Here is a 23,222-nt window from a genome sequence, read left to right as displayed (position 1 = left end):
CTATGTTAAAATTCTGGAACATCATTTATTAATCCATCTTTAGTCTTAGCCGGTATAACCTTTTTTCGTTCAGGCGGTTGTTTCTTGACGGTATTACCAGGTTTACGTTGGATGGATGGACTATCTTTTTTTACAAGATTCGTACTGTCTGCGTGTGTTGACTTTCCAGTACTTTCGCTGCCCATCATAGAACTTACTACTATACTAAGGACACTAACTATGACTAATGCAGCTACAAAGAAAAGCATTTTGCTTTTAAAATATCGCTTGTAGCCATTTAATTCCGCATGTAATCGTTCATTTTCGGATTTCAACAATTCCAGTTCGCTTTTTGTGTCGTTCGACGATACGTGTTCCACAAGGACCGGTGGGCGTTCGATCTGGTTGCATATAGCGTCATGAAGTTCTACACCGTTTGCAAATCGATCCGTTGGAGACTTTTCAAGGCATCTGGCAACAATATCCTGAAGCCAGGCCGGCACATTCATTTCTGCGATACGTTTTTCTTCAGCCCAATCAGCCGGTAGTTTGTTTTTTCGCAGAATCATTAGATCAGGAACGCTTTTCTCTATATGAGAGATCATAACCTGATTTCTATTTGTTTCTGATTTAGAGATTAATGGGAAAGGTACCGCACCGGCCAGTAGTTCGTAAACAATAATACCGAAGCTGTAAACGTCCGACTGAAATAGTAATTCTCCTTCGTGCTGCTCAGGAGCCATAAACTCGACAGCTCCTGCATGGCGAAGACTTGACCTCCTTTGCTCATCAGACATTACCGCCAATCCAAAGTCCAGTAAAACGTAATTCCCAGTCTCTGTATTAAACTTGACATTGTTGCTTTTAATATCCCCGTGTTTAACTCTTGCTCTATGACAGTGAGCAAGTGCGTTAGATAGTTGAGTCGCCAGTTTTATGGTTTCCCGAATTGTGAAAATTGCGGGGTTTGGAGCTTGTAAGAGTTCTGCCAGATCCGGGCCTTCTATATATTCCATTTCGATAAATGGAAATGACCCACTTTCTGTGAGACCTGAATTTATAATCTTAACCACATTAGGGTTCGGATCTTCATTCACTTTTTTAAGCTTTTCTACCTCATTCTGAAAATCACGGAAGTTCTTGTCATCCTCATTCTCTGTGTGAATGGGCGTCGGTAATAATTTAACAGCAGATATAATGGCGCCCATCCGCTTTCCTTTATAAACAGAACCCTGACCACCGGTACGTAATGCACCCATGTTCTCCAGCCCCTCTGTTATGGTAAATACTTTTGCCATTATATGGATATCTTATTGGTGGTAACTGAACTCCAATACAGCGGATTCACCTAAAATAATCTGGTCGCCTTCGTTCAATGCAAAGCCCAACTCTGTAAAGGTTAGTTTTACCGGATTATGGTCTCCCTTTGATCGGATCTTCACTTTGTTTCTTGGTGGTACACCGCCTTCATCAGCAAAAAGCATAAATGATGCCGATTCATTATTCCATTCTAAATGGGCGTGTTGCCTGCTTATGTATTTATTGCATTCATTTTTACTCTCATCTGGAAAGGCAATCCCATTTTCTCTGAAAAAACCGTCGCTGTCTTGAGCTTTATTCCCCCGACCAATATTAACACGACCGTCATCAGATGTAATGGTGTATGACGTTTGCTCCGCTTCTCCGGCCAACACCTTGATATAGCCTGTGCCTGATTTTACTACAGAAACGTGTTCTGGTAGTTTAACATAGAGTGCGGCGTTTAACTGCTCCATTCTTATTCCTCTTTCCGGCAACTCTTCAACAAAAATAGTGTCTAGAGTCCATGATCCTGGCAAATCAATTGCAAAGTCGTCCGCGATACGCTGTACCTCATTTTTAAACCTTCCTTCTTCAGCAGAAAATACTGCTGACTCGTACATAAACTCTTCAGCAGAAGGACAGCAGATATAAAGTTGCAAGCCTTTAATATGCTTACCTTCACCTCCCTCCATTTTTTGAAGCTCTTGTTTGATAAACACTAAAAGTGCTTCTCTTATTGCTTTCACGTCCTGAGGCTTATCAGGCTCGCTTTTGTTGAATAAATTAAACATAATACTTACTTTATTTCCGTTTTTACATCCATAACGTAGCCCATTGATTTAAGGATGGGTACTACATGCTGACCTGCAAGAAGAACCGCTTTACTTGATCCTTGCGTAGATTCAATTCTAATACAAACCACAATGTGGCCCTTTCCATTTTTGTTGTCAGCAAAAAAAACGTACCAACCATCATTAATTCGTTCCTGCTTCCAAACCCGTTCCGGGGTTCCGGTTTTACCCGCTACTTTTAATCCTAGTGCATAAGATTTATTAGCACTTTGTTTCAACATATAATCGGTCAGAAGCATCGCATACTGAGGATCATTAGCAATTTTAATTCCTGGCTTGACTGCTATTGTTGAATCGCTTATTTTTAATACATAACGGTTTGGTACCAGAACCCCTTTGTTCGCCACACTTGATGCTAGTCTTGCGACAGCTGCCGGACTGGCGATTAATTCACCTTGTCCCCAAGACATACCTGAAATCCCTTTTGCTCTTGTTCGGCGGATATTAGCCGGATCATAAGATGGCTTGGTATTAAACTCTGTTTTTCTCCACAGGTTTAGCCACTTTTCTTCCTGTTTTACGTTATTAAGTGCCTTGTCGAAATAATAGCCACCTACTCCCCGCAGAAACATTCCGGTTTTCATGTAAAGCGCTACCATATCCTCTTGCAACTGTTCTTCGTTTGCCAATTTAATGAAATATACGTTATTTGAGTTTACAATTGCTCGCTGCAAGTTGATTCTTCCTGTCTCATCTGGCTCAATTCCTTTTGTCCTGATTCGCTCTTTCCTGCTGACTGTAAACGTCTTATCTTTAGCGTCCAAGCCAAGCTTATTAAACGCTGCCATAGCTGTTAGCACCTTTGCGGTTGAGCCTGGTTGAGTGGCATAGGTGAAACCTAGATCCGCAGTCGTGTACCATCCTGATAATTTATTCTGCTCAGCAGTCGTCATATTTAACAACTCCCAATCCTTAACTGGTGGTAAAGGATACACTGCCGAAGCCAGTACATCTCCTGTTTTGTCTTCCATAATTACGACCGACACCCTGCTCTTTTTTAGAGAGTCGTCACGACTGATCGACTGTTGTATTGCCGTTTGAAGTTGCGCATCAATACTGAGCTTCACATCCCGGTTGCGCTTCTTAAATTCCGCCACGCTTTGGCTATTTATTCCTGCTAACAGCAGCGGGGCTAGTTCCGCGTAGTCGCGTTTGCTTACCGTCATCTCCTTTACGCCACGAGGTAAGAAACGGTCTTCCCGATATTTGTTTGCCCTGGTGGTTAGTGAACTTGTCGGCGTGTGAAAGCCCCTAAGTTCTGCCGCGTGCTCGTACTCAGCAAAATATCCGTTGGTGCTACCGTTAAAAACTCCTGTATTCACATCTCCAGTCCAAAAGAATGTTTGTTCTTCAAAAGGATAATATCTTTCGACACGTTTATGTACAGCTGAATCCAAATCATAACTCAGGCCCGCAGCCTTTAAAATATTGCGCTGCTTTCTAACGAGATCCGGATTACTTGTAGCCAATATTTTCCCCTTTCTATCGTAAAGCTGACCCGCTTCAAGCTTATTCATCAATATTGAAATGCGAGGATTGTAGCTAAACATTCTTGTTCCACTTCGGTCAGCTACTAATGACGGTTGCACAACCCACTTTTTATTATCGATCACGTATCTTGATACTGTAATTCCCAAAAGCAGTACGGCTATGCTTGCAGATAACAGTGCGGGCACCAGGTTTTTGTCCTGCTGCCGGGTAATGAAATCCATTTGCAAAGCGGTCCCACGAATGGTAGAGAGCGAGAGAATAAATCCTGCCGCCATCATATTGGCCACCAAAGATGACCCTCCATAACTGATAAAAGGCAATGCAACACCTGAAAGCGGCAGTGCTCCTGTGGAACCTCCTGCTATCAGTAAAAATTGCACAAACATACTTATCCCAATTCCCGAAGACAGATAAAAAAGAAATGGCGTACCGGTCTGCCGACCGATAAGGATCGACCTATTTAGAAATATGAGAAAGAGGATAAATATTCCCAGGATAGCGGCCAGGCCAAATTCTTCGCCTATAGCAGGCAATATCATATCTGTGTGAGCCTCGGGAATGGTTTTCGCAAAGCCTTCTCCTGCACCCTGTCCACTTATTCCGCCTCCGGCCATGGCCCATATTCCATTCGCTACCTGGTCGCCACCATAAACTTCGTTGTTCCAGGGATCTTGCCAGATCGACTTGCGTTCAGATAACCGATTTACAGGTCCGGGAATTAGTTTATCAAGATAAGGGATTTGATCAATGAGTAGAAAACCAGCCATCACCATAATGACCATCATGGCTGATTCACTGGACTGTTTCTTGTTAAATACCATTGCCATGGCAAGAACTGCTACCGTTACCAAAGTCGCTATCCATATGTTTAGAAACCAGACTGAGGCTGTGTAAACTATTATGGCAAAAAGCATCATTATGAAATCACCTCTCGAGAAGGAAAATAATATGATAAATGTGAAGCAAACCACCATTGCAGGACCAAGATCACCCAGTACCAGATACATCAAAATGGCACCTAACATCGCCGCTAAGGCAAATGAAAAGAAGTACCAACGTTTTTGCCAGCTGCGATACTCAGTTATAAATTTTTCGTTGCTGGCGAAAAAGCCTGCCAGAAATAGGATGATAGCATACTTAACGATCTCACTTGGCTGCACACCAAAAAGATTAACTTTTACCCCGCTACCTTCTGGACCGCTCCCAAAAATTATAGTTAGTGCCAGCAATGCCAGCGCAATAACTGCCCATTGCCAGCCGTTTGCCCGATTGCTCTTATTGCTTAGCACAAGCATCCGGTAGAATTTAGAGTCTACAGTGAATTTTTTGAAATTAATAGTTAGCATAATAGCTATGCCTAATATTCCGATTCCAAAAAAAGCTAAAGAGTCTTTAGCTAGAAAGCGATCTCTTAACGGATCTTGCAAGCTTAGCAGTGTAATGAAGGATATGCCAGTCATAAGCATAACCAAGGGCAGCATCAGCTGGTCTGCCTGTGGCTGCTTCCAACTGATCAAAAAGTGCAGTAACCAGAAACCTAGAAAGAAGCTAACCGCGATGATCCAAAACCACTGATTGTAATCCTCCACGCTTCGAACAATAAGGGATCTCTCTTTTCTAAGAATCTTAAAGTCTCTCGCTGAAAAAAGTCTTATTGTATGTGGAGCTTGTCTAAAGGTAAAGCTGGCATCACTACTTAATTCTTGTACTCCCTGCGTTCTACCAAATTGATAGCCCGGTTGTAGTGGTAGAATTTCAAAGGCTTTGTCGTTTGTAAGATGTTGAAAGCTAAAAGAGCCGTTAGCGTCGGTTCGAAGATAGGAAACGAATTGTGGTTTGACGGGAATAGAATCGTTTTCTACATACCCGCTATCTAAGGGCAAAATCATTGATAGCTTTACTAAAACGCCACCAACCGGATGATTGTCTTTATCAAGAATTTCGCCTTCAATGTCATATTCGCCCGAGTCAAAATCACGCTGGGACGGTAATGATGGCATGTTTCCTCTTTCTTGAACGAATCGTTTGGCATCACCACCGGTATATCCCAATAATGCTCTGGAATCCGCCACCCGATCTTTAAAGGTCGTTCCCCCAGATTCATATGCCTCATCTGCTATGACAAAAAAATTCTTCTTGTTTAGTTCGCCAACATTATCAATTGGTGTCTCGAATGCTTTTACACCAGCTGTTACAGCCGACTTGATCAGCGCGATGTCCTTTTTGTCTTCAAAATAGTAACCTTTTTGCAACAATACACTCATGCTCTCGGCAGCGTTTTTGCTATTCAGATTGACCATCGTGCCATTCTGCAATCGGGTTTCAACATCTAAAAATCCTCTTTGCAAGTTGCTAAAAAGGGTGATAAATATTGCGCCTAAGACAACTGTAATTAAGAGGAAAAATATGCGTTCGTTTTTTCTTTGCATATCACTCTGTAGGCTTTAAAGGTATAGAGTCTGCCGAAAACGAACTAAATGGAATTTTTCCGTTAACATATTTTTGGTTTTCCAGATTATAGGTGCTTTGAATTGAATTCGGACAATTACTGAATTTGACATTTCTTAATATCAACGCATTGTTTGATGTAGAAATAGCTGTATTGAAATTTTCAAACACAATGTTACGCAACTGTACAAACTTGCTTTTTGGCTTAATATCTATAGCTACGCCTTTGTACAAAGAGTCGCTGATTATGACTAACTCTTTCTCTGCCCTAATAAAGATTGAATCTTTATTAAAGATCAATGGCTGGTGCAGAATTATTGGTGAAGGAAATAAAGAGTCTGATAAGATCAAAGTCTGACCTTGGAGTTTGTTTAAAGTATCTTGAAGCATAATCTCCTTTGTATTCCTTTTCTCCGTGATTTCTGTCAATCGCTGTGGCTGGACAGCAGTTGCAGGATGGTTATTGTATAACCAATATAGATAAGCCGTGGAACTTATAAATAAAAGACAGAGTAGGGAAAGCAAAATTATTAACCCTTTACCCGACTTCTTCTGAACGTTGTCCACAGTATCAGTATGAATTGACGTTATTACCTCCGGGATTGATTCCGGGGACTTTTCATCTTTGATTTCATTATACGGGAGTTCTTGGTCGATAACAATAGGCGTTTTGGTTTTTGGTGTAGGTTTAGTCGCCCTTCCAGGTTTTGTTGCTTCGTACACTAACTTTTTATTGTTATTTGCTACTAGAACAGCGGTAATGTTATCCATTCCACCATGCTCATTCGCCGCCACGATAAGTTCTGATGCCTTTTGTTCTAAATCATTTCCAGTGGTAAGTATGCTGGTCAACTCCTTGCGGTTTACCATATCTGAAAGTCCGTCGCTGCAAAGCAGCAGAAGGTCGCCCGGTAAAAACGGCGATTGACCAGTTTCTATATAGTCTGCCTGTTCGGAAAGATTTGCACCGAAGCCTAGCGCTTTATTGATTTCATTTCGCTTGGGGTGTTTCATTGCCTGTTCTTCCGTTAGCCTTCCTGAGTCTTCCATGAAGCCGACAAACGATTGATCTTTAGTAATCTTGACAAGTGAATTATCGCGTAGCAAATAAAGGCGCGTGTCTCCGACGTGGGCATAGTAAAAAAGATTGTTTTTAAGATCCACCACGGCCAATGTTAATACACAGGCCATGTTTTCTAATTCTTTGTCCTGCAGTTTTTCCGCCACAATTTTCGCATCCGCTGCGGCAATAGCGTTTTTCATTGTCTCCAAGAGGTCACCCTTAGGCTTGCTTAAATGCTCCAGGACCGAGAATTTGGCAATTTCCGCTGCGATTTCTCCGCCAGAGTAACCGCCAACCCCATCAATTACACAGGCAATGATAAAATCATTAGCAGCAGTTATTTCCGCAATGAAAGTGTCTTCGTTGTTGTCCCGAACTTTACCTGTATCGGTAATTCCAAAATAATTTCTATTCATCTTATTTAGGTGAATTTTTAACATTTTTAAAGTGTGCGATCAAGAGCAAAACACACAGAAACAAAAAGGCAATAGACAGAATATGCGACATTTCTAAGATTTAAATATGTTCATTCCAATGATCCCATTTAGTATGATACGCGAATTCACAGGTAATTCCGTCCATTTCGGGCCGTTAATGTCGCTGCGTTCCACGAGGTTTTCATTTAAAATAGTTTTTTCACCAAACGATGCGAGATAAAACTTATCGTCAGCATCACTATAGCGTATTTTCAAATGTGGAGAATTCACCCATTCCGAAGGAATTTTAAAGATATGGTCTTCTACTCTCGTATCTTCCTCGCCGGTTACTATGATTTCCTCTTTTTTCATCAAAAACTCTACCTTCTTTCCAGCATAAGCCCGGTCAGGAAGCGTCGTTTCGAATCTTGCAAGTAGCTCATTTTCTTTATGGACAGGCGTCTTAGGGTCAAACACAAGGGTGCTCACATACGGTATCTCGTAATACCCTTCACTGTAAAAAATGAAATCTTTAAGAATGTCATTATTTATGTCGAATGTCTGGGCCATACCAGTCTGTCTGGGTATGAAAGTCACCCTCAAATTTTCTTCCTTCTTATTGTTGTCAGGCAATAGTTTGCCAATAAAGCCTTTGTCGCCGGATTTATAATCAGGGTGAGATACAAAACGGAACACCCATTTATTGCTTGATGGCTCTGCTTTTTTGCCCTCACTAATTTTTTGATTAAGAATTTCATAGAAGTTCTTTACAGACTCCTGAGCGATTAGACCTAAAATTCCTTTCTTATTGTCCATGAATTCCCGGTAATCATCGGCGTTTAAGCAAATTATATACTCATGGTAGAAAACTATCCTTTCGGCAAAAGAGAGCTCTGCTATTGACTCTTCAAACTTCTCTATAATATATTTGAAAACAATATTTGGGGTAATAGGTTGAGATTTTAAGGACGCCGCGCTTCCGTTATTAGTCAGAAACCAGTCTTGAACGCCTATCCGCTGCCAAAATGAAGGTTTTTCAGTCATTTATGTTATCACATTTTTTCGCCTTTAAGATAGCAATAATGCTGCCTGTTTGCGTTCAACGATGGTTTTTATTTCAATATAGTAGTTTAGTTAACCTTTATTTTGGGCTTCACTTGTACGAGTTTGGTCTGTCGGCTGGTTAAATGTCCCTTGGATCCCCCTTGCTACCGCGTTGGTTCTACTGGAGCCGAACCAATGCGGTAGCAAGGGGGACCCAAGGCGGTAGCAACGCGGAACCAACCCCTAAATTGGGCATATCTTTTGTTATGAAATTCTCAGTTATGTTAGCAAATCTCATTAATAGTAAAGACTGGTCGGAGACCTCAATTGGTCAGGCAGATACTTGGCCGGAAAGTTTAAAGCTAGCAGTCAGCATTAGCTTGAATTCTGGTTTCCCGATTGCAATTTACTGGGGCACGGATTTCACGTTGATTTATAATAATGCCTGGAGCACCATACTCGGCGACAAGCATCCCTGGGCGCTTGGCAAGCCCGGCGCGGAGGTTTGGCCAGAGATATGGAAGGGTTTGCAGCCCGAGTTCGAAAGTGTACTTCAGACCGGAGAATCCATTCGAAGGCCTGATGCGTTACTGCTGCTCAATAGGCACGGCTATGGTGAAGAGTGTTATTTTGACTATACCTTGTCTCCAATTATAGCCGCCGATCGGGCTATAGGAGGTGTGTTTAATGCAGTTATTGAAACCACTTACAAATATATAAACGAGCGCAGAAAGCAGCTTTTACATCAGTTATTATTGGCTAATCTATCAAGAAGCATTTCTGAAAGCCTCCTGAATATTCAGCACCTTGTTGACGAGGCTACCGATGACATCACCTTTTTCTTACTATATATTGACAACAGCCCTAAGAGCGTTACAGTAGTTCTCGAACGTTGTGAATTAATGCTTTCCAGTAGCGATATCAGCACAGACCTTGTTTCTGTTTCCTGGCCGGCTCCTGATGTAGATCAGAACAAATCTTCAAATTATGTAAATGACCTGTCTAGCCATCTCAATAAACCTCAACTAAGCTACCTCGGCGAAGAGTGCAAAGAAGCGTTAGTAGTGCCATTAAGTGCAGAAGAGTCAAGGGTAAACGGCTATTTAGTCTTAGGCGCCTCTCCGAGACGGAAGCTGGATGAGGATTATCGTCATTTTTTAGAGTCAGTAGGGCTGCATATTGGAACAATATTGAACAATGCATATGCTTTTGAGCAAGACGGACTTTTTAAACGTGAGCAGGCCTTGAATGAAAAACTTGCTACAGCGAACGAGGAGTTAAGTGCTACTAATGAAGAATTGCAGCAGGCACAGGACAGTTTGAGTGCTTTGAACGTAGAATTGGAGAGGCGTGTGGCTTTTCGGACAAAGGCCTTAGTAGAGAGTGAAGCCAGGCTCCAAAGCATGGTTGTGTCTTCCCCTATAGGGATGGCGGTATTTAAAGGAAGACATCTTACGATAGAGATGGCTAATCAGCCCATGCTTGACATATGGAGCAAAAGTAGAGAGGAGGTGATTGGTCATGACCTGGTGAAAGTGTTTCCAGAACAGATCGGTCAGCCTTTTTTAGAAATGTTTCAGCGTGTTTTTGAAACCGGAAGATCCGTATCAATAGCAGAAATGGAAGCTAGAATCGGTACATCAGAGGGTGAAAAAAATATATATGTAGATTTTCAATACTCACCCATGCACAATGCAGATGGGACAGTCGACGCGATCATGGCCTTTGTAACAGATATAACTCCGGTTGTACAGGCAAGAATGAGATTGGAGAGTAGTGAGCAAGAACAGCAGACACTTAATGAGGAACTCACTGCAGCAAACGAAGAACTTGCTGTTTCTATGGAGGAACTAGCTATTAGTGAGCAGAAAAAAGATGAATTTATATCTATTGCCAGCCATGAGTTGAAAACTCCCTTAACCAGTATCAAAGCGTTCAATCAATTGATGCAGCGTACCAAAGATGAGGGGCGGTTAAATAGCTTTATAGGTAAGTCTGCGGAACAGGTGCATCGCTTGGAGATGTTGATCAATGACTTATTGGACGTCACTAAGATCAATGCAGGGAAAATGATCTATAACATAGAGCCTTTCGCTTTTTCTGCAATGATAGCTGGAAGTGTTGAAAATGCGCAGCATACATCCGGTACACACCAGGTAATCTTGCAGAGTAACGATGACATTACCTACAGCGGTGATCAGCTTCGCCTGGAACAGGTATTGCATAATTTCCTTTCTAACGCGATTAAATACTCTCCACATGGCAAGCGGGTGGTTGTGAACAGCAGGGTTGAATTAGATAATATTGTGGTATCTGTTCAAGACTTTGGAATTGGTATTGAGGAGAAGAACCTCGATCAACTTTTCAATAGATATTATCGGATAGACAATACTTCCATGCGTTTTGAAGGGTTGGGTCTTGGCTTGTATATATCATCTGAGATCCTTAAAAGGCACGATGGAAGCTTCTGGATCGAAAGCACACCTCAAAATGGGGCAACATTTTTCTTTAGGCTACCCTTGCGTTCTGAGAAGGAGACCTCGGCAAAGATTATATCGGAAACGTTTTATCAGGATGAACACATCAGTATCTGTTATAATAAGAGCAAGTTTCGACTTGATGTGGATTGGACGGGATACCAAAACTTTGACAGTGTGAAGAAGTGTGGGCTGATTATGCTTGAAATGCTTCAAAAGAACAACTGTACTATGGTGTTGAACGACAATACCCATGTGTTAGGTTCCTGGTCTGAAGCGGCAGATTGGATTGGGGAGGAGTGGTTTCCGATGATGGCGAAGGCTGGATTGAAACACTTCGCCTGGGTATACTCTCCGAGTGTTTTTAGTCGGTTGGCTGCGGACAAAAGCGGCAGTACTGCTGCGAGCAATGTTACAATCAAATTTTTCAACGACATTGAAGCAGCCAGGGGCTGGCTTGACACGCCGTAGTGGTTGGATTATTTTTCGTATTTTTGTGAAAAATAGCAAGCATTGGGAACATTACTGGATCAGGGGATAAAGGGTTACAACAATTACGGCACGCACCTTAAAGAGAAGTACAAAGGTCAGCGGGTATTCAAGGTGATCGTTGATGGAGGATTTACTTGTCCGAATCGTGATGGTAGCAAGGGTTATGGCGGATGTACCTATTGCAATGTTGATTCTTTCACTCCAGAGCTTTCCCGAAGACTTCCGACCATCCGTGAACAGCTTGAACAAGGTATGGAGCGAGGCAAAAGCTTTTACAAAGCCGATAAATTTATCGTTTACTTTCAACCAAATACCAATACTTACGCTCCGGTTCATTATCTAAAGATGATGTATGATGAAGCTTTGTCCATCAACCCACAAGATGTTGTAGGATTTTCGGTTGGTACCAGACCAGATTGTATAGATAAGGAAAAAATAGCCCTCCTGGAAAGTTATTCCGACCGTTTCGAGGTAGATTTGGAGATGGGAATGGAGTCTATTTATGATGAGACTTTAAATCAAATCAACAGAGGTTGCAGTCACGGCGAATTCGTTGCGGCAGTAAAGCTGCTTGAGAACAGTAAATTAGATCTTTGTGTGCATACCATTTTTGGTTTCCCCTGGGAAACGGAAGAGATGATGCTTGGTTATATTCATGAAATCAACCGGTTTCCACAGATCAAGTTTGTGAAATTCCACCATCTGCATATTGTAGAGGGATCAATTATGGGGGCTAAATATAAAAAAGAACCTTTCAAGTTGTTCTCATTAGAAGAATACACTGATTTGCTGTGTAAGTTAATTCCTTTATTAAGGCCGGATGTCGTTATCCAGCGGTTGTTTGGAATATCAGATTGGGATTTGCTGATCGCACCAAACTGGGGACTCAATAAATCTGCGATTCAAACTTACATAGATAAGGAGATTGAGCGTCGCGGTATTGTGCAAGGTTCTGACTATGTATCCGTTGCGGTAGTATAGTCTCCAAACAGCTCTTTTACCCTCTTTGTTCTAAAGTTAAAGATTTCCTTTACTTTGTTTTCTACAAAAATACTATTGGCTAGTTGACCGAGTGGACCCAATGGAAGGCCATACGTTAAAATATCATTCATCATCGTTCCGCCAGTTACTGAACGAAAGTGATGTTGATGATGCCAAAACTCATATGGGCCAAAACGCTGCTCATCAATAAAATATTTTCCTTCTGCAACATGAGTGATTTCGGTCATCCAGTTTAGTTTGATATTAAATACCGGAGATACCGTATAGGTGATAATCATCCCAGGATACATCTTTTCAGATTGTTCCTTACTCGAGGTAACGGTGAAAGCCATCTCAGGTGGCGTTATTTTAGCAAGGTTTAAAGGCGAGGAAAAAAAGTCCCATGCTTCTGATAATGAAATCGGAAGAAGTTGTTCAAAAGTGAGTTGGTAAGATTTCATAAGTAGTTAAAGATACGAACTTATTGTTTTAGGTAATTTTTATTTATTTATTAAGGAATACGGTATTTGTTCTGTGAATAATTGTAAATAGGCAAAAAATAGAAGTGATATTTGTGACTTTCGTATGTTTTGTAAGCTTTATTTTGTTTTTTATACAATAGTTTGTCTTGATTGTTTGGTTTCGAATGTATTTTAATGGGAATAATTACTATTTTTAAAGAATATTCAACTAAACTTTAATTACAAACAGTTAAAAAACACATTTATGGCGAAAGTTTTATTTAAACAGTGGGGCCCCTTTGCAGTTTTAATGGCAATTGCAATTGCTGCCCTTTTTATTCCTGTACTTCCGAATTTTGATGAGGGAAAATACAATGCAGCAGATATCGCATTTATCCTAATTTGTTCAGCTTTGGTATTTATTATGACCCCCGGGCTTGCGTTCTTTTATGGTGGTATGGTTCATCGTAAGAATATTTTATCAACTATGATAAAAAGTGTTGTTGCGGCTGGTATAATAACTGTGCTTTGGGTCGTTGTTGGGTTCAGTCTGGCTTTCGGGGATACCATCGGCGGTTTTATTGGAAATCCAACAACTTATTTGTTTTTTCAGGGCGTAAATTCAGGACCGGCATGGGGAACTATTCCTTTATCTTTATTTGCTGTATTCCAGTTAATGTTTGCGATTATAACGCCTGGATTAGTGGTAGGTGCCGTTGCTGAGCGTATTCGCTTTACTTCTTACATTTTATTTATTGTTCTATTTGCCCTTTTTGTATACTCACCTTTGGCACACTGGACCTGGTCTGCAAACGGATTCCTTCTAAAAATGGGCGTTCTAGATTTTGCAGGAGGTACTGTTGTACACATTTCTGCAGGTATGGCAGCATTGGCAGGTGCTTTGGTATTAAAACGCAGGAAATCTCATATTGAACATATTGAAGTTCCACCAGCAAATATTCCTTACGTACTCATTGGGACTGGCTTGCTTTGGTTCGGTTGGTTCGGTTTTAATGCAGGTTCCGCATTGAGCGCAGGTAGCTTAGCTGTTTCTGCTTTCTTAACCACTAATACCGCTGCAGGTGCTGCCGGTTTAGCATGGATGTTCTTCGATGTTGCCAGAGGCAAAAAACCATCTGTATTAGGTTTCTGTATCGGCGCCGTGGTAGGTCTTGTTGCGATCACTCCAGGAGCTGGTTTTGTAAGCATTCCTTCAAGTATTTTTATTGGTGCAATTGCTGCTGTCATCTCTAATCTTGTCGTTTCATGGAAACAAACAACTAGCCTTGATGATACTCTTGATGTTTTCCCTTGTCATGGTGTTGGTGGTATTGTTGGTATGTTGTTAACAGGTGTTTTCGCTACGAAAACAGTAAATAGTCTTGGAGCAGATGGATGGGCATATGGTAATTTCGATTTCTTCTTTACTCAACTTAAAGGTGCTGTTATAGTCGTTATCTTCAGTTTTGTGGTATCGTACATTATCTTTAAGATCGTGAATATGATACAACCGATTCGTGTTTCTTCAGAAGAAGAAGAAGAAGGGTTAGATGCTAGTCAGCACAATGAAAAATACTCTCAGGGTACACTCGTAGTAACGGGCGGTCAAGAAATCGAAAACACTTATTAATCTCAAAGGCATTAAAATACAACTAAACCAAACAAACATTATGAAATTTAAATCTATATTAACGATAGCTGCTCTGGCTTTTACAACTGCGGGATTTGCGCAGGAAACAACCGATGCTCCTCTGCAAATATCGGGTTCCGCAGATGCATATTACAAATATGACTTTGCTAAAAGACCTAATATCGGTACATCTTTCGCTAGTGATCATAATTCCATATCACTAGGGATGCTGGATCTCGCCTTAAAGAAAACAACTGGAAAAGCATCATTTGTAGGCGAATTGTCTTTCGGTCCGCGGGGGCAATACCAGTCAATTCCAAATGGAGACGGAAATACTGCTAATGGTGACAATTCATTCCATATCCAGAACTTGTATGCCAGCTATGCATTCACCGACAAGTTTTCAATGACTGCTGGTTACATGGGTACGTTCATAGGCTATGAAGTTATCGCTCCCACCGGAAATTTCAACTATTCGACGTCTTACCTATTTACTAATGGTCCGTTTCAAAATGCCGGAATTAAAGGAACTTATGCTTTCTCTGATAAGGTAAGTTTAATGGTTGGGTTATTTAATGACTGGAACGTTTATCAGGACCTTAATGGCGTATCTCATGTAGGTGCTCAGCTCATGTTGAGTCCGGTGGAAGGATGGACTGCTTATTTAAATGTCTTGTCTGGGACCTCTTATGGAGCTACTAACGGCACTGTACTAGATTTAACCACTTCTTATCAGGTTACCGAGAAGTTCAAAGTAGGCGTTAACGCCGCTGATTACTCTGTTGATGGTGGTGGTGGTTATGGTGGTGGTGCTTTGTATTTACAAAATGCATTTACTCCCGCTGTCGCGTTAGGGATTAGGGGGGAGATGTTTACTTACAAATCAACGGGACCTGGAACTGCAAAAGATAGCGCTGCGGTTACATTATCCGGAAATTTAAAGTCTGGAGGATTGACTTTCATTCCGGAAATCAGATTTGACAACGATTCGAATTCCAGCTTTTTGAAAAGTGATGGTCTAACTGCGACTAAAAACGCTTCTCAATTTACATTAGCTATCGTTTACGCTTTTTAAGTTAAATAAATTCTTAGGAAGCCATCGGATTTTATCCGGTGGCTTTTTTACTTAAATTGCGTTATGAAATTATTGTTTTCAAGCCTTATATTTTTAGTTATTACGTCACCTTGCCTGGCGCAAGATAAGCCTTTGCCGTATGATGAACGTGGTAAGTTGATCTACTATGAGGTAGTGGAGCCTACTAAAACGCCTAAAGACTCTTTGCTTACGAGAGCTAAGGCATTTCTGGACGCTGACGCTAAAAGGTATGACATCCTAAAGATTGTTGGCGATACACTCATTGAAGCAAAAGGTAAGATGTTGCTTAGTAAAAATGCATTGGGAATGGCGCGACCAGTGGGAGCTGTAAATTATAATTTTTATGCAGAAGTAAGAGCGGGTAAATACCGGTTTTGGCTGACGGATTTCATTTTTATACCCTATATGAGAGATCGCTATGGTAATTTTATTCCTTCGACAACAATAGGAGTGCCTCTGGAGCGAGAACAAGGTAAACTTCGTGCCTCGGAATGGTTAGGATACCAGAAGATAACTGCCAGGGAAGCGAAGATTATTGGCGATCAATTTAAGCTCACTCTAGCAACAAAAATTTACACTCCTGAGGCCCCCAAACCAAAAAATACAGTGTCAACTAAAAATTGGTGAGTTAATGAACCATCTTATCTGCGCAGGTTGAACTTGCGAATGCCTCCGGCTTAGCTTTGAAGATAAATCCCATGCTTAAGATGTAACCCATCGCTTCATTAAGTGCCTTGTTAGATTTAAACATGGGGTTGGTATTAATGTCTGCATGTACTTCCAGATCCAGATCGTACAAGTCCAGTAGGTCACAAATAGAATAAGCGGTTTCAATTGACTTCTGAACCTCGACAAGCATACGCTCCTTAATGGTCATTTTTTGTGGTGTCTTGTCTTGGTGGATGTACATGAAACCTCCGTGATGCTCTCTCAAGAGAACGATGACTGTTGCAAAATCGGTGAGACTTCCTTTGACTTGGGAATCCGTCCCGATGCAGACCTTTAATTTGTAGCCGCTTTCGGTCTCCCTGATTATTGCTTTTTCGACTTCTTCAAGGATGGGGGACTTTATAATCTCACCACTAAATTTTTTCCAGGTCATATGCTTGCCTTGTTTATGTTATAATTATATGTCTTGCATTATTCTGTTACGTATGCGCTTAGTTGATTTCTAAATCTACTGTTAATGTATTAAAATTGCATGAATTTCGTGTTGTTAAATTGCTAACAAACACCTTGTTGTCAACACTTTAATGTCTTCACTGTTATAAATTTAAGCTATTGTTGGCATACAATCTTATCTTTGAGGTAATATGCTGGAAAAGATTCTTGAGAAACTAAAAATTACTGCACTGAATGATATGCAGCTTGCTGCTATTAGCGCCGCCAAAAAAGGAGATGATATTGTTTTGCTTGCGCCTACAGGTTCCGGAAAGACACTTGCCTTTCTGGTTCCGGTACTTAGTGCACTAGAGAACTTTGAAAAACATCGGGTTCAAGCATTGATCCTTGTTCCTTCCCGTGAGCTTGCACTGCAAATAGAACAGGTTTTTAAACAAATGGGTACAGGCTTTAAAGTTAATTGTTGTTATGGTGGGCACCCGATAAAGACGGAAAGAAACAATTTTGAACAGGCGCCATCAGTGCTTATTGGGACGCCCGGCCGTATCGCATATCACTTGAGACATGAAAACTTTGACGAATCGGGAGTAACCACATTGGTCTTAGATGAATTTGATAAGGCGCTGGAGTTTGGCTTCAAAGAAGATATGTCTTATATCATTGGTAAGCTACTTTCTTTAAAACAACGCATCCTAACATCAGCTACTGCAATGGAGGAGATTCCAGACTTTACCGGCGTTAAAAAGCCTGTTGAAATTGACTTCCTGAAAGATGTAAAAGTTGCACCTGATTTAAAGTTGAAGAAAGTCCTAACTACAGCTGCAGATAAGCTGGATACGTTATTTCAACTGATTTGTAAAATTGGTAATCGTACAACATTAATTTTTTGTAACCACAGAGAGACGGTTGACCGGATTAGTGATCTTTTAATAGACAAAGATTTAGCGCATGATATATTTCATGGAGGGATGGAGCAGGATGAGCGTGAACGTGCTCTACTGAAGTTTAGAAATGGCAGTATAAAAATTCTGATCACAACTGACCTCGCCTCAAGAGGCTTGGATATACCAGAAGTAGAGTGCATTATTCACTACCAATTACCTTATAGTGAGGATGCGTTTCTGCATAGAAATGGACGAACAGCCAGAATGAATGCAAAGGGAACTGCCTATTTGGTGATTGCTGACGATGAAAATTATCCTTTCTTAAAAAGCGACATCGAGACTGAAAGCTTAAAGGGTGTTTTTAGTCTTCCAAAAGACAGTGACTGGCAGACCCTATATATTGGAGCAGGCAAAAAAGACAAAGTAAATAAGATAGACATTGTCGGTTTACTACTGAAAAAGGGCGGTTTGCAGAAGGAAGATGTGGGACTTATTGAAGTTAAGGATCAAAGTTCTTATGTTGCTATTAAGCGAAAGATGGTTGCTAAAGTGCTTACTGCACTGTCTGACGAGCGCATCAAGAATAAAAAGGTGAAAATAGAAATCGCAATGTAATATGAGTAACAACGATATTTTTAAAAAGCTTCGTGTAGCCTTGGAACTGACCAACGATGATATCATCAAGATCATGGAATTGGTAAATTTTAAAATTACTAAAAGTGAGTTAGGTTCCTTCTTTAGAAATGATGACCATCCGAACTTTAAGCCTTGCGGGGATCAGATTCTTAGAAATTTTTTAAATGGCTTAGTAATCCACAAGCGTGGACCCAGACCAGCAAAGTCAATTGAGTCTCCTGAATAAGATTTTATTGTCTAGTTTGTTAATTTAAACCATCTCTAAAGGTTAAATTAATATAAGGAAAGGTTTGCTAAAACGGTTTAAAAAGCTGTATTTTAGAAAATGAATCATTTCGATTCTGCTAACCAAAACTACAACGAGACAATGAACCAAAAATCGTCTAAGCTGCCTTTTATTGGGGTAGACATCGGTGGCTCTCACATTACTGCTGCGCATGTTGATAGCACCTCTTTCACTATAATTGACAGTTCCATGAAGCGCGAACGTGTTTCCTCAATGGATGATGCAGAAAGCATATTTACTTCATGGGCCTCTGTATTGTCTTCGCTCATTCTAAAATCAGGCGAAGAAAGTTCAAAGATCGGTATCGCTATGCCGGGTCCTTTCGATTATGAGAAAGGAATTTGCCTGATGAAGGGTCAAGAAAAATATGACTCTTTATATGGTATGAATGTCCGCACTATTCTGTCAGAAAGGTTAGGCATTTCCGGCGATGATATCATTTTTATAAATGACGCAGAAGCTTTCTTGCGCGGGGAGCTTGCTTCCGGAGCAGCAGCTGATTACGAGAAAGCAATAGGAATCACGCTTGGAACCGGACTTGGATCTACTAGTAATTGTAAAGGTCAAGTCGTCGACATGAACCTTGCCTTTTATCCTTTTTTAGATAGTATCGCCGAAGAGTATATATCTACAAGGTGGTTTTTAAGACGCTACAAAGAACTTACCGGCGAAGAAATTAAGAACGTTGAACTGTTTTTGAATACGGATTGTGCAGCAACAAAAGCTCAAATATTTAACGAATTTGCAATTAATCTCGCTTCTTTTTTAAATGACTTCATTGCGGATCAAAAACCACAGGTATTAATAATTGGAGGGAATATAGCAAAGACCTGGGATCACTTCATCGAACCCCTAAAGGATCGAATTCTTGACAAATCGGTAGTGATTAAAAAGACAGAAATGTGGGAAGACGCGGCGCTGGTAGGTGCTGCATGTACATGGGCGTAATTATGAAAAAGTATTATTTAATTCTTATTGCCTGTGTGTTTGCACTGCAAACCGCCTATGCAGCTAAAGTAGATACACTTATTACTTTTAGTGCTGCGATGAAAAAGAATATTAAGGCTGTGGTGGTTTTGCCTGATGACTATTCTGAAAGTAAAAGCTATCCAACAGTTTATTTGCTTCATGGTGCCGGAGATAATTTCTCTGGTTGGGTCAATAAAGTTCCAGCTATAAAAAGGTATGCAGATCAGTTTCAAATGATCATTGTTTGTCCGGACGGGAACGTTACCAGCTGGTATTTTGATAGTCCTGAGGATCAATCCTGGAAATACGAGACTTACGTCTCCACTGAACTAGTTGACATCATAGATAAAAAATATAGAACCATTAAAGATAGAAAAGGTCGCGCAATTACTGGCTTGAGCATGGGTGGCCATGGTGGGTTATATCTTTCTTTTAAGCATCAGGACACATTCGGCGCGGCCGGTAGCATGAGTGGTGGTGTTGATATCAGACCGTTTCCTCTTAATTGGGATATTGCAAAACGATTAGGTGCTCAGAAGAAATTTCCGGAGCGTTGGGAGCAAAATTCAGTGATCAATTTGGTCCATCTCCTTACGCCAAACAGCCTTGCAATTAATATAGACTGTGGGAGAGATGATTTTTTCTACGAAGTAAATATGAAACTTCATGAAAAACTCCAATACAATAATATCCCGCACGACTTTACCATCAGGCCCGGGGCCCATAACTGGGAGTACTGGACCAACTCGATCGGTTTTCAATTAATGTTTTTTAACAATTATTTCAATAAAAAATAGGTATGGCAATGGAAAATAAAGAGCGTAGGAGTTTTATCAAAAACATTGGGTTGCTGACCGCCGCGGCCGGCTTAAGTACACTCATACCTTTCGACGTGTTAGCTGCAGGCAGAAAAGAATTCTTTAAGATTTCTTTAGCAGAATGGTCCTTTCATAAGGCTTTGTTTGCCGGAAAAATGACCAACCTGGACTTTCCATTACGCGCCAAAAAGGAGTTCGGAATCAATATTGTGGAATATGTGAGTCCCTTTTTTAACAAAAAGGAAAGCAATTCGGCCTACCTGAAGGAATTGCTGACGATTACTAAAAATGAGGGAATCCAAAACCACTTAATTATGGTTGATGGTGAAGGTGACCTCGGTGATCTTGATCCGGCAAAAAGAACCAAAGCGATTGAAAATCATTACAAATGGGTGGATGCAGCAAAAACACTTGGTTGTCTAACCGTTAGGGTAAACGCCTCTGGAAACGGCTCCGAACAAGATGTGAAGACGGCTGTAATCGACGGTCTAGGCCGACTAACCGCACATGCCAAAAAAAGTAACATCAATATCATTGTTGAAAATCATGGTAGTTATTCATCCGACGGCAAGTGGCTATCAGACGTCATGAAGCAGGTAAACAGTCCGTACTGTGGCACTTTACCGGATTTTGGTAACTTCAAAATCAGTGCAGATAAACAATACGACATGTATCAGGGAGTAAAGGATTTAATGCCTTATGCCAAAGGAATTAGTGCAAAGACATTTAAGTTTGATGAAGAGGGAAATGAACCCGACATCGATTACACGAAAATGTTCAAGATAATTCACGAGGCGAACTTTACTGGCATAGTAGGAATCGAATGGGAGGGAGATAGTTTATCTGAAGAGGAGGGGATTAAAAAAACGAAAGCCTTGCTTGAAAAAGTATTAAAGCAGTATAGTTAATAAAAAGCTGGTTGTTAAACCAGCTTTTTATATTTAATACGTTGTGGTGCAACATCACCTAAACGTTTCTTTCTATTTTCTTCGTAATCGCTATAATTACCCTCAAAAAAGTATACCTGAGAATTTCCTTCAAAGGCAAGGATATGAGTACAAATACGGTCAAGGAACCACCTGTCGTGACTAATGACAACTGCACAGCCCCCAAAGTTTTCTAAGGCCTCTTCTAATGCACGTAAGGTGTTTACATCAATATCGTTTGTTGGCTCATCTAAGAGCAAAACATTTGCACCCTTTTTAAGCGTTATTGCAAGGTGCACCCTATTGCGTTCCCCACCAGAAAGCACTCCAACTTTCTTTTGCTGATCGCCTCCATTGAAGTTGAACTTAGAAACATATGCACGCCCATTTACTGCTTTATTGCCTAGTTGAATATTATCTAAGCCGTCTGTGATATTCTCATAGACGGTTTTGTCTGGATTAAGGTCATTGTGCATTTGATCTACATACCCAAGTGCAACCGTATCACCAACTCTAAACGTCCCTGTATCCGGAGTTTCCTGCTCTGTAATTAATCGGAACAACGTGGTTTTACCGGCGCCATTTGGTCCGATGATGCCCACAATCCCAGCTGGCGGCAGCGAAAAGCTTAGGTTTTCAAATAGGATTTTGTCACCATAAGCTTTGGTCACGTTGTTTGCCTCTATCACAACATTCCCTAAACGGGGACCTGCAGGGATAAACAACTCCAATTTGTCTTCTCTTTCCTTCGAATCCTCTGATGCCAGTTTGTCGTAGTTAGACAACCGTGCTTTAGACTTCGCATGTCTGGCTTTTGGTGCCATACGCACCCATTCCAGCTCACGTTCCAATGTTTTCTGACGTTTGCTTTCAGTTTTTTCCTCCTGTGCCAGGCGTTTCGCCTTCTGATCAAGCCATGAAGAGTAATTTCCTTTCCATGGAATACCCTCCCCTCTGTCCAGTTCAAGAATCCATCCAGCAACGTTGTCAAGGAAATACCTATCGTGTGTTACTGCTATTACCGTTCCCTTATAGTTCTTCAAAAATTGCTCTAACCAGTCTATGCTCTCTGCATCAAGGTGATTGGTTGGTTCATCAAGAAGCAGCACATCGGGTTCCTGGAGCAACAGGCGGCACATGGCAACCCTCCTCCGTTCACCACCTGAGAGCACACCTATTTTAGTATCCGGGTCTGGACAACGTAAAGCATCCATTGCTCGCTCTAATTTGTTGTCGAGTTCCCATGCATTGAGTGCATCGATCTTATCCTGTAGTTCACCCTGTTTCGCCATTAGTTTATCCATGGCGTCTGCATCTTCGTAAACCTCTGGCAAGCCAAACTTCTCATTGATTTCTTCGTATTCTTTCAGAATTGCAGTTACTTCAGCAACTCCTTCTTCAACAATCTCTCTTACGGTCTTATCATCATCAAGTTCAGGCTCTTGCGCAAGGTAACCCACAGTATAACCGGGAGAGAAAACAACCTCACCTTGAAACGCTTTATCTATACCTGCAATGATTTTCAGTACGGAAGACTTCCCAGAACCGTTAAGTCCAATTACACCGATTTTAGCGCCATAGAAAAAGGACAGGTAGATGTTTTTTAATACTTGTTTTTGGGGAGGGTATATTTTATTTACACCCGCCATTGAAAAAATTATCTTCTCGTCTGACATGTTATGCTGTTGTATTTAAGTAAATCAAAGATAGAAAAGGTATGTTAGTTAAGAAACTTCTCAACAGAAGAATTCATCTGACATAATTGCTTATCTATTTAGATAGAATGGCCATTGCGTCAAAAATTAGTAACATTTATGAAATTACGGCAGAGCCCGCATCTATTTGATATC

Annotated in this window: 18 protein-coding genes; 10 read left to right on the top strand and 8 right to left on the bottom strand. The window is 40.9% G+C overall.

Annotated features, from left to right (window positions below; all coding sequences use genetic code 11):
* Nucleotides 1-5 precede the first annotated feature (5 nt).
* From WKF66_RS19575 to WKF66_RS19555, 5 genes are all read right to left on the bottom strand, one after another.
* Nucleotides 6-1,277, bottom strand: coding sequence for a serine/threonine-protein kinase (locus WKF66_RS19575; protein WP_489676191.1), 1,272 nt, complete (start codon nt 1,275-1,277; stop codon nt 6-8).
* Nucleotides 1,278-1,289: 12 nt separating this feature from the next.
* Complete coding sequence (locus tag WKF66_RS19570; RefSeq protein WP_489676190.1) at nt 1,290-2,072, bottom strand: FHA domain-containing protein; 783 nt, start codon at nt 2,070-2,072, stop codon at nt 1,290-1,292.
* Nucleotides 2,073-2,077: 5 nt separating this feature from the next.
* Nucleotides 2,078-6,052 carry an FtsW/RodA/SpoVE family cell cycle protein gene (locus WKF66_RS19565; RefSeq protein WP_489676189.1) on the bottom strand — a complete coding sequence of 1,325 codons (3,975 nt, stop codon included), beginning with the start codon at nt 6,050-6,052 and terminating at the stop codon, nt 2,078-2,080.
* 1 nt (nt 6,053) lies between these two features.
* Entirely contained in the window at nt 6,054-7,550 is a 1,497-nt protein-coding gene (locus WKF66_RS19560; protein WP_489676188.1) for a PP2C family protein-serine/threonine phosphatase, read from the bottom strand.
* A 93-nt stretch (nt 7,551-7,643) separates the two neighbouring features.
* Nucleotides 7,644-8,594, bottom strand: coding sequence for a hypothetical protein (locus WKF66_RS19555; protein WP_489676187.1), 951 nt, complete (start codon nt 8,592-8,594; stop codon nt 7,644-7,646).
* Nucleotides 8,595-8,860: 266 nt separating this feature from the next.
* Between WKF66_RS19555 and WKF66_RS19550 the strand changes: the two genes are divergently transcribed.
* Nucleotides 8,861-11,542, top strand: coding sequence for a sensor histidine kinase (locus WKF66_RS19550; RefSeq protein ID WP_489676186.1), 2,682 nt, complete (start codon nt 8,861-8,863; stop codon nt 11,540-11,542).
* A 42-nt stretch (nt 11,543-11,584) separates the two neighbouring features.
* Entirely contained in the window at nt 11,585-12,544 is a 960-nt protein-coding gene (mnmL, locus tag WKF66_RS19545; RefSeq protein ID WP_489676185.1) for a tRNA modification radical SAM protein MnmL/YtqA, read from the top strand.
* Here mnmL and WKF66_RS19540 read toward each other — a convergent pair.
* The gene (locus WKF66_RS19540; RefSeq protein WP_489676184.1) at nt 12,520-13,005 is read right to left on the bottom strand and encodes an SRPBCC family protein; all 486 of its coding nucleotides are present in this window, start codon (nt 13,003-13,005) and stop codon (nt 12,520-12,522) included. The genes mnmL and WKF66_RS19540 overlap by 25 nt on opposite strands.
* Nucleotides 13,006-13,270: 265 nt before the next feature.
* On the opposite strand from WKF66_RS19540, the gene WKF66_RS19535 reads away from it, so the two are divergent.
* From WKF66_RS19535 to WKF66_RS19525, 3 genes are all read left to right on the top strand, one after another.
* Nucleotides 13,271-14,635, top strand: coding sequence for an ammonium transporter (locus WKF66_RS19535; RefSeq protein WP_489676183.1), 1,365 nt, complete (start codon nt 13,271-13,273; stop codon nt 14,633-14,635).
* A 40-nt stretch (nt 14,636-14,675) separates the two neighbouring features.
* Nucleotides 14,676-15,710 (top strand): outer membrane beta-barrel protein, encoded by a 1,035-nt coding sequence (locus WKF66_RS19530; protein WP_489676182.1) that lies wholly within the window; start codon nt 14,676-14,678, stop codon nt 15,708-15,710.
* Between the two features lie 63 nt (nt 15,711-15,773).
* Nucleotides 15,774-16,358: a DUF4468 domain-containing protein gene (locus WKF66_RS19525; RefSeq protein WP_489676181.1), complete on the top strand. Its 585-nt coding sequence runs from the start codon at nt 15,774-15,776 to the stop codon at nt 16,356-16,358.
* 1 nt (nt 16,359) lies between these two features.
* Here WKF66_RS19525 and WKF66_RS19520 read toward each other — a convergent pair whose 3' ends face one another.
* Entirely contained in the window at nt 16,360-16,833 is a 474-nt protein-coding gene (locus WKF66_RS19520) for a ribonuclease H-like YkuK family protein (RefSeq protein WP_489676180.1), read from the bottom strand.
* A 211-nt stretch (nt 16,834-17,044) separates the two neighbouring features.
* On the opposite strand from WKF66_RS19520, the gene WKF66_RS19515 reads away from it, so the two are divergent.
* From WKF66_RS19515 to WKF66_RS19495, 5 genes are all read left to right on the top strand, one after another.
* On the top strand, nt 17,045-18,352 hold the full coding sequence (locus tag WKF66_RS19515) for a DEAD/DEAH box helicase (protein WP_489676179.1): 1,308 nt from the start codon (nt 17,045-17,047) through the stop codon (nt 18,350-18,352).
* A gap of 1 nt (nt 18,353) precedes the next feature.
* Entirely contained in the window at nt 18,354-18,599 is a 246-nt protein-coding gene (locus tag WKF66_RS19510) for a DUF1456 family protein (RefSeq protein ID WP_489676178.1), read from the top strand.
* Nucleotides 18,600-18,698: 99 nt separating this feature from the next.
* The gene (locus WKF66_RS19505; RefSeq protein WP_489676177.1) at nt 18,699-19,607 is read left to right on the top strand and encodes an ROK family protein; all 909 of its coding nucleotides are present in this window, start codon (nt 18,699-18,701) and stop codon (nt 19,605-19,607) included.
* A gap of 2 nt (nt 19,608-19,609) precedes the next feature.
* Nucleotides 19,610-20,425 carry an alpha/beta hydrolase gene (locus tag WKF66_RS19500; RefSeq protein WP_489676176.1) on the top strand — a complete coding sequence of 272 codons (816 nt, stop codon included), beginning with the start codon at nt 19,610-19,612 and terminating at the stop codon, nt 20,423-20,425.
* 8 nt (nt 20,426-20,433) lie between these two features.
* Nucleotides 20,434-21,354, top strand: a complete 921-nt coding sequence (locus WKF66_RS19495) for a sugar phosphate isomerase/epimerase family protein (RefSeq protein WP_489676175.1) — start codon at nt 20,434-20,436, stop codon at nt 21,352-21,354.
* Between the two features lie 14 nt (nt 21,355-21,368).
* Here the strand turns inward: WKF66_RS19495 and ettA are convergent, their stop codons facing one another.
* Nucleotides 21,369-23,048, bottom strand: coding sequence for an energy-dependent translational throttle protein EttA (ettA, locus tag WKF66_RS19490; RefSeq protein ID WP_489676174.1), 1,680 nt, complete (start codon nt 23,046-23,048; stop codon nt 21,369-21,371).
* Between the last annotated feature and the right edge of the window lie 174 nt (nt 23,049-23,222).

The sequence above is a fragment of the Pedobacter sp. genome (assembly GCF_037719805.1).
GTDB lineage: Bacteria > Bacteroidota > Bacteroidia > Sphingobacteriales > Sphingobacteriaceae > Pedobacter.
Note: the sequence above shows the minus strand (reverse complement) of the source record. Positions and strands in the feature narration are given on the sequence as shown.

Coding starts and splice junctions, on each gene's coding strand:
- ettA (WP_489676174.1), bottom strand. CDS start 23,048: ATGTCAGACGAGAAGATAATTTTTTCAATGGCGGGTGTAAATAAAATA.
- WKF66_RS19560 (WP_489676188.1), bottom strand. CDS start 7,550: ATGAATAGAAATTATTTTGGAATTACCGATACAGGTAAAGTTCGGGAC.
- WKF66_RS19520 (WP_489676180.1), bottom strand. CDS start 16,833: ATGACCTGGAAAAAATTTAGTGGTGAGATTATAAAGTCCCCCATCCTT.
- WKF66_RS19535 (WP_489676183.1), top strand. CDS start 13,271: ATGGCGAAAGTTTTATTTAAACAGTGGGGCCCCTTTGCAGTTTTAATG.
- WKF66_RS19575 (WP_489676191.1), bottom strand. CDS start 1,277: ATGGCAAAAGTATTTACCATAACAGAGGGGCTGGAGAACATGGGTGCA.
- WKF66_RS19495 (WP_489676175.1), top strand. CDS start 20,434: ATGGAAAATAAAGAGCGTAGGAGTTTTATCAAAAACATTGGGTTGCTG.
- WKF66_RS19565 (WP_489676189.1), bottom strand. CDS start 6,052: ATGCAAAGAAAAAACGAACGCATATTTTTCCTCTTAATTACAGTTGTC.
- WKF66_RS19555 (WP_489676187.1), bottom strand. CDS start 8,594: ATGACTGAAAAACCTTCATTTTGGCAGCGGATAGGCGTTCAAGACTGG.
- WKF66_RS19515 (WP_489676179.1), top strand. CDS start 17,045: ATGCTGGAAAAGATTCTTGAGAAACTAAAAATTACTGCACTGAATGAT.
- WKF66_RS19505 (WP_489676177.1), top strand. CDS start 18,699: ATGAATCATTTCGATTCTGCTAACCAAAACTACAACGAGACAATGAAC.
- WKF66_RS19510 (WP_489676178.1), top strand. CDS start 18,354: ATGAGTAACAACGATATTTTTAAAAAGCTTCGTGTAGCCTTGGAACTG.
- WKF66_RS19570 (WP_489676190.1), bottom strand. CDS start 2,072: ATGTTTAATTTATTCAACAAAAGCGAGCCTGATAAGCCTCAGGACGTG.
- WKF66_RS19500 (WP_489676176.1), top strand. CDS start 19,610: ATGAAAAAGTATTATTTAATTCTTATTGCCTGTGTGTTTGCACTGCAA.
- WKF66_RS19530 (WP_489676182.1), top strand. CDS start 14,676: ATGAAATTTAAATCTATATTAACGATAGCTGCTCTGGCTTTTACAACT.
- WKF66_RS19525 (WP_489676181.1), top strand. CDS start 15,774: ATGAAATTATTGTTTTCAAGCCTTATATTTTTAGTTATTACGTCACCT.
- WKF66_RS19540 (WP_489676184.1), bottom strand. CDS start 13,005: ATGAAATCTTACCAACTCACTTTTGAACAACTTCTTCCGATTTCATTA.
- WKF66_RS19550 (WP_489676186.1), top strand. CDS start 8,861: ATGAAATTCTCAGTTATGTTAGCAAATCTCATTAATAGTAAAGACTGG.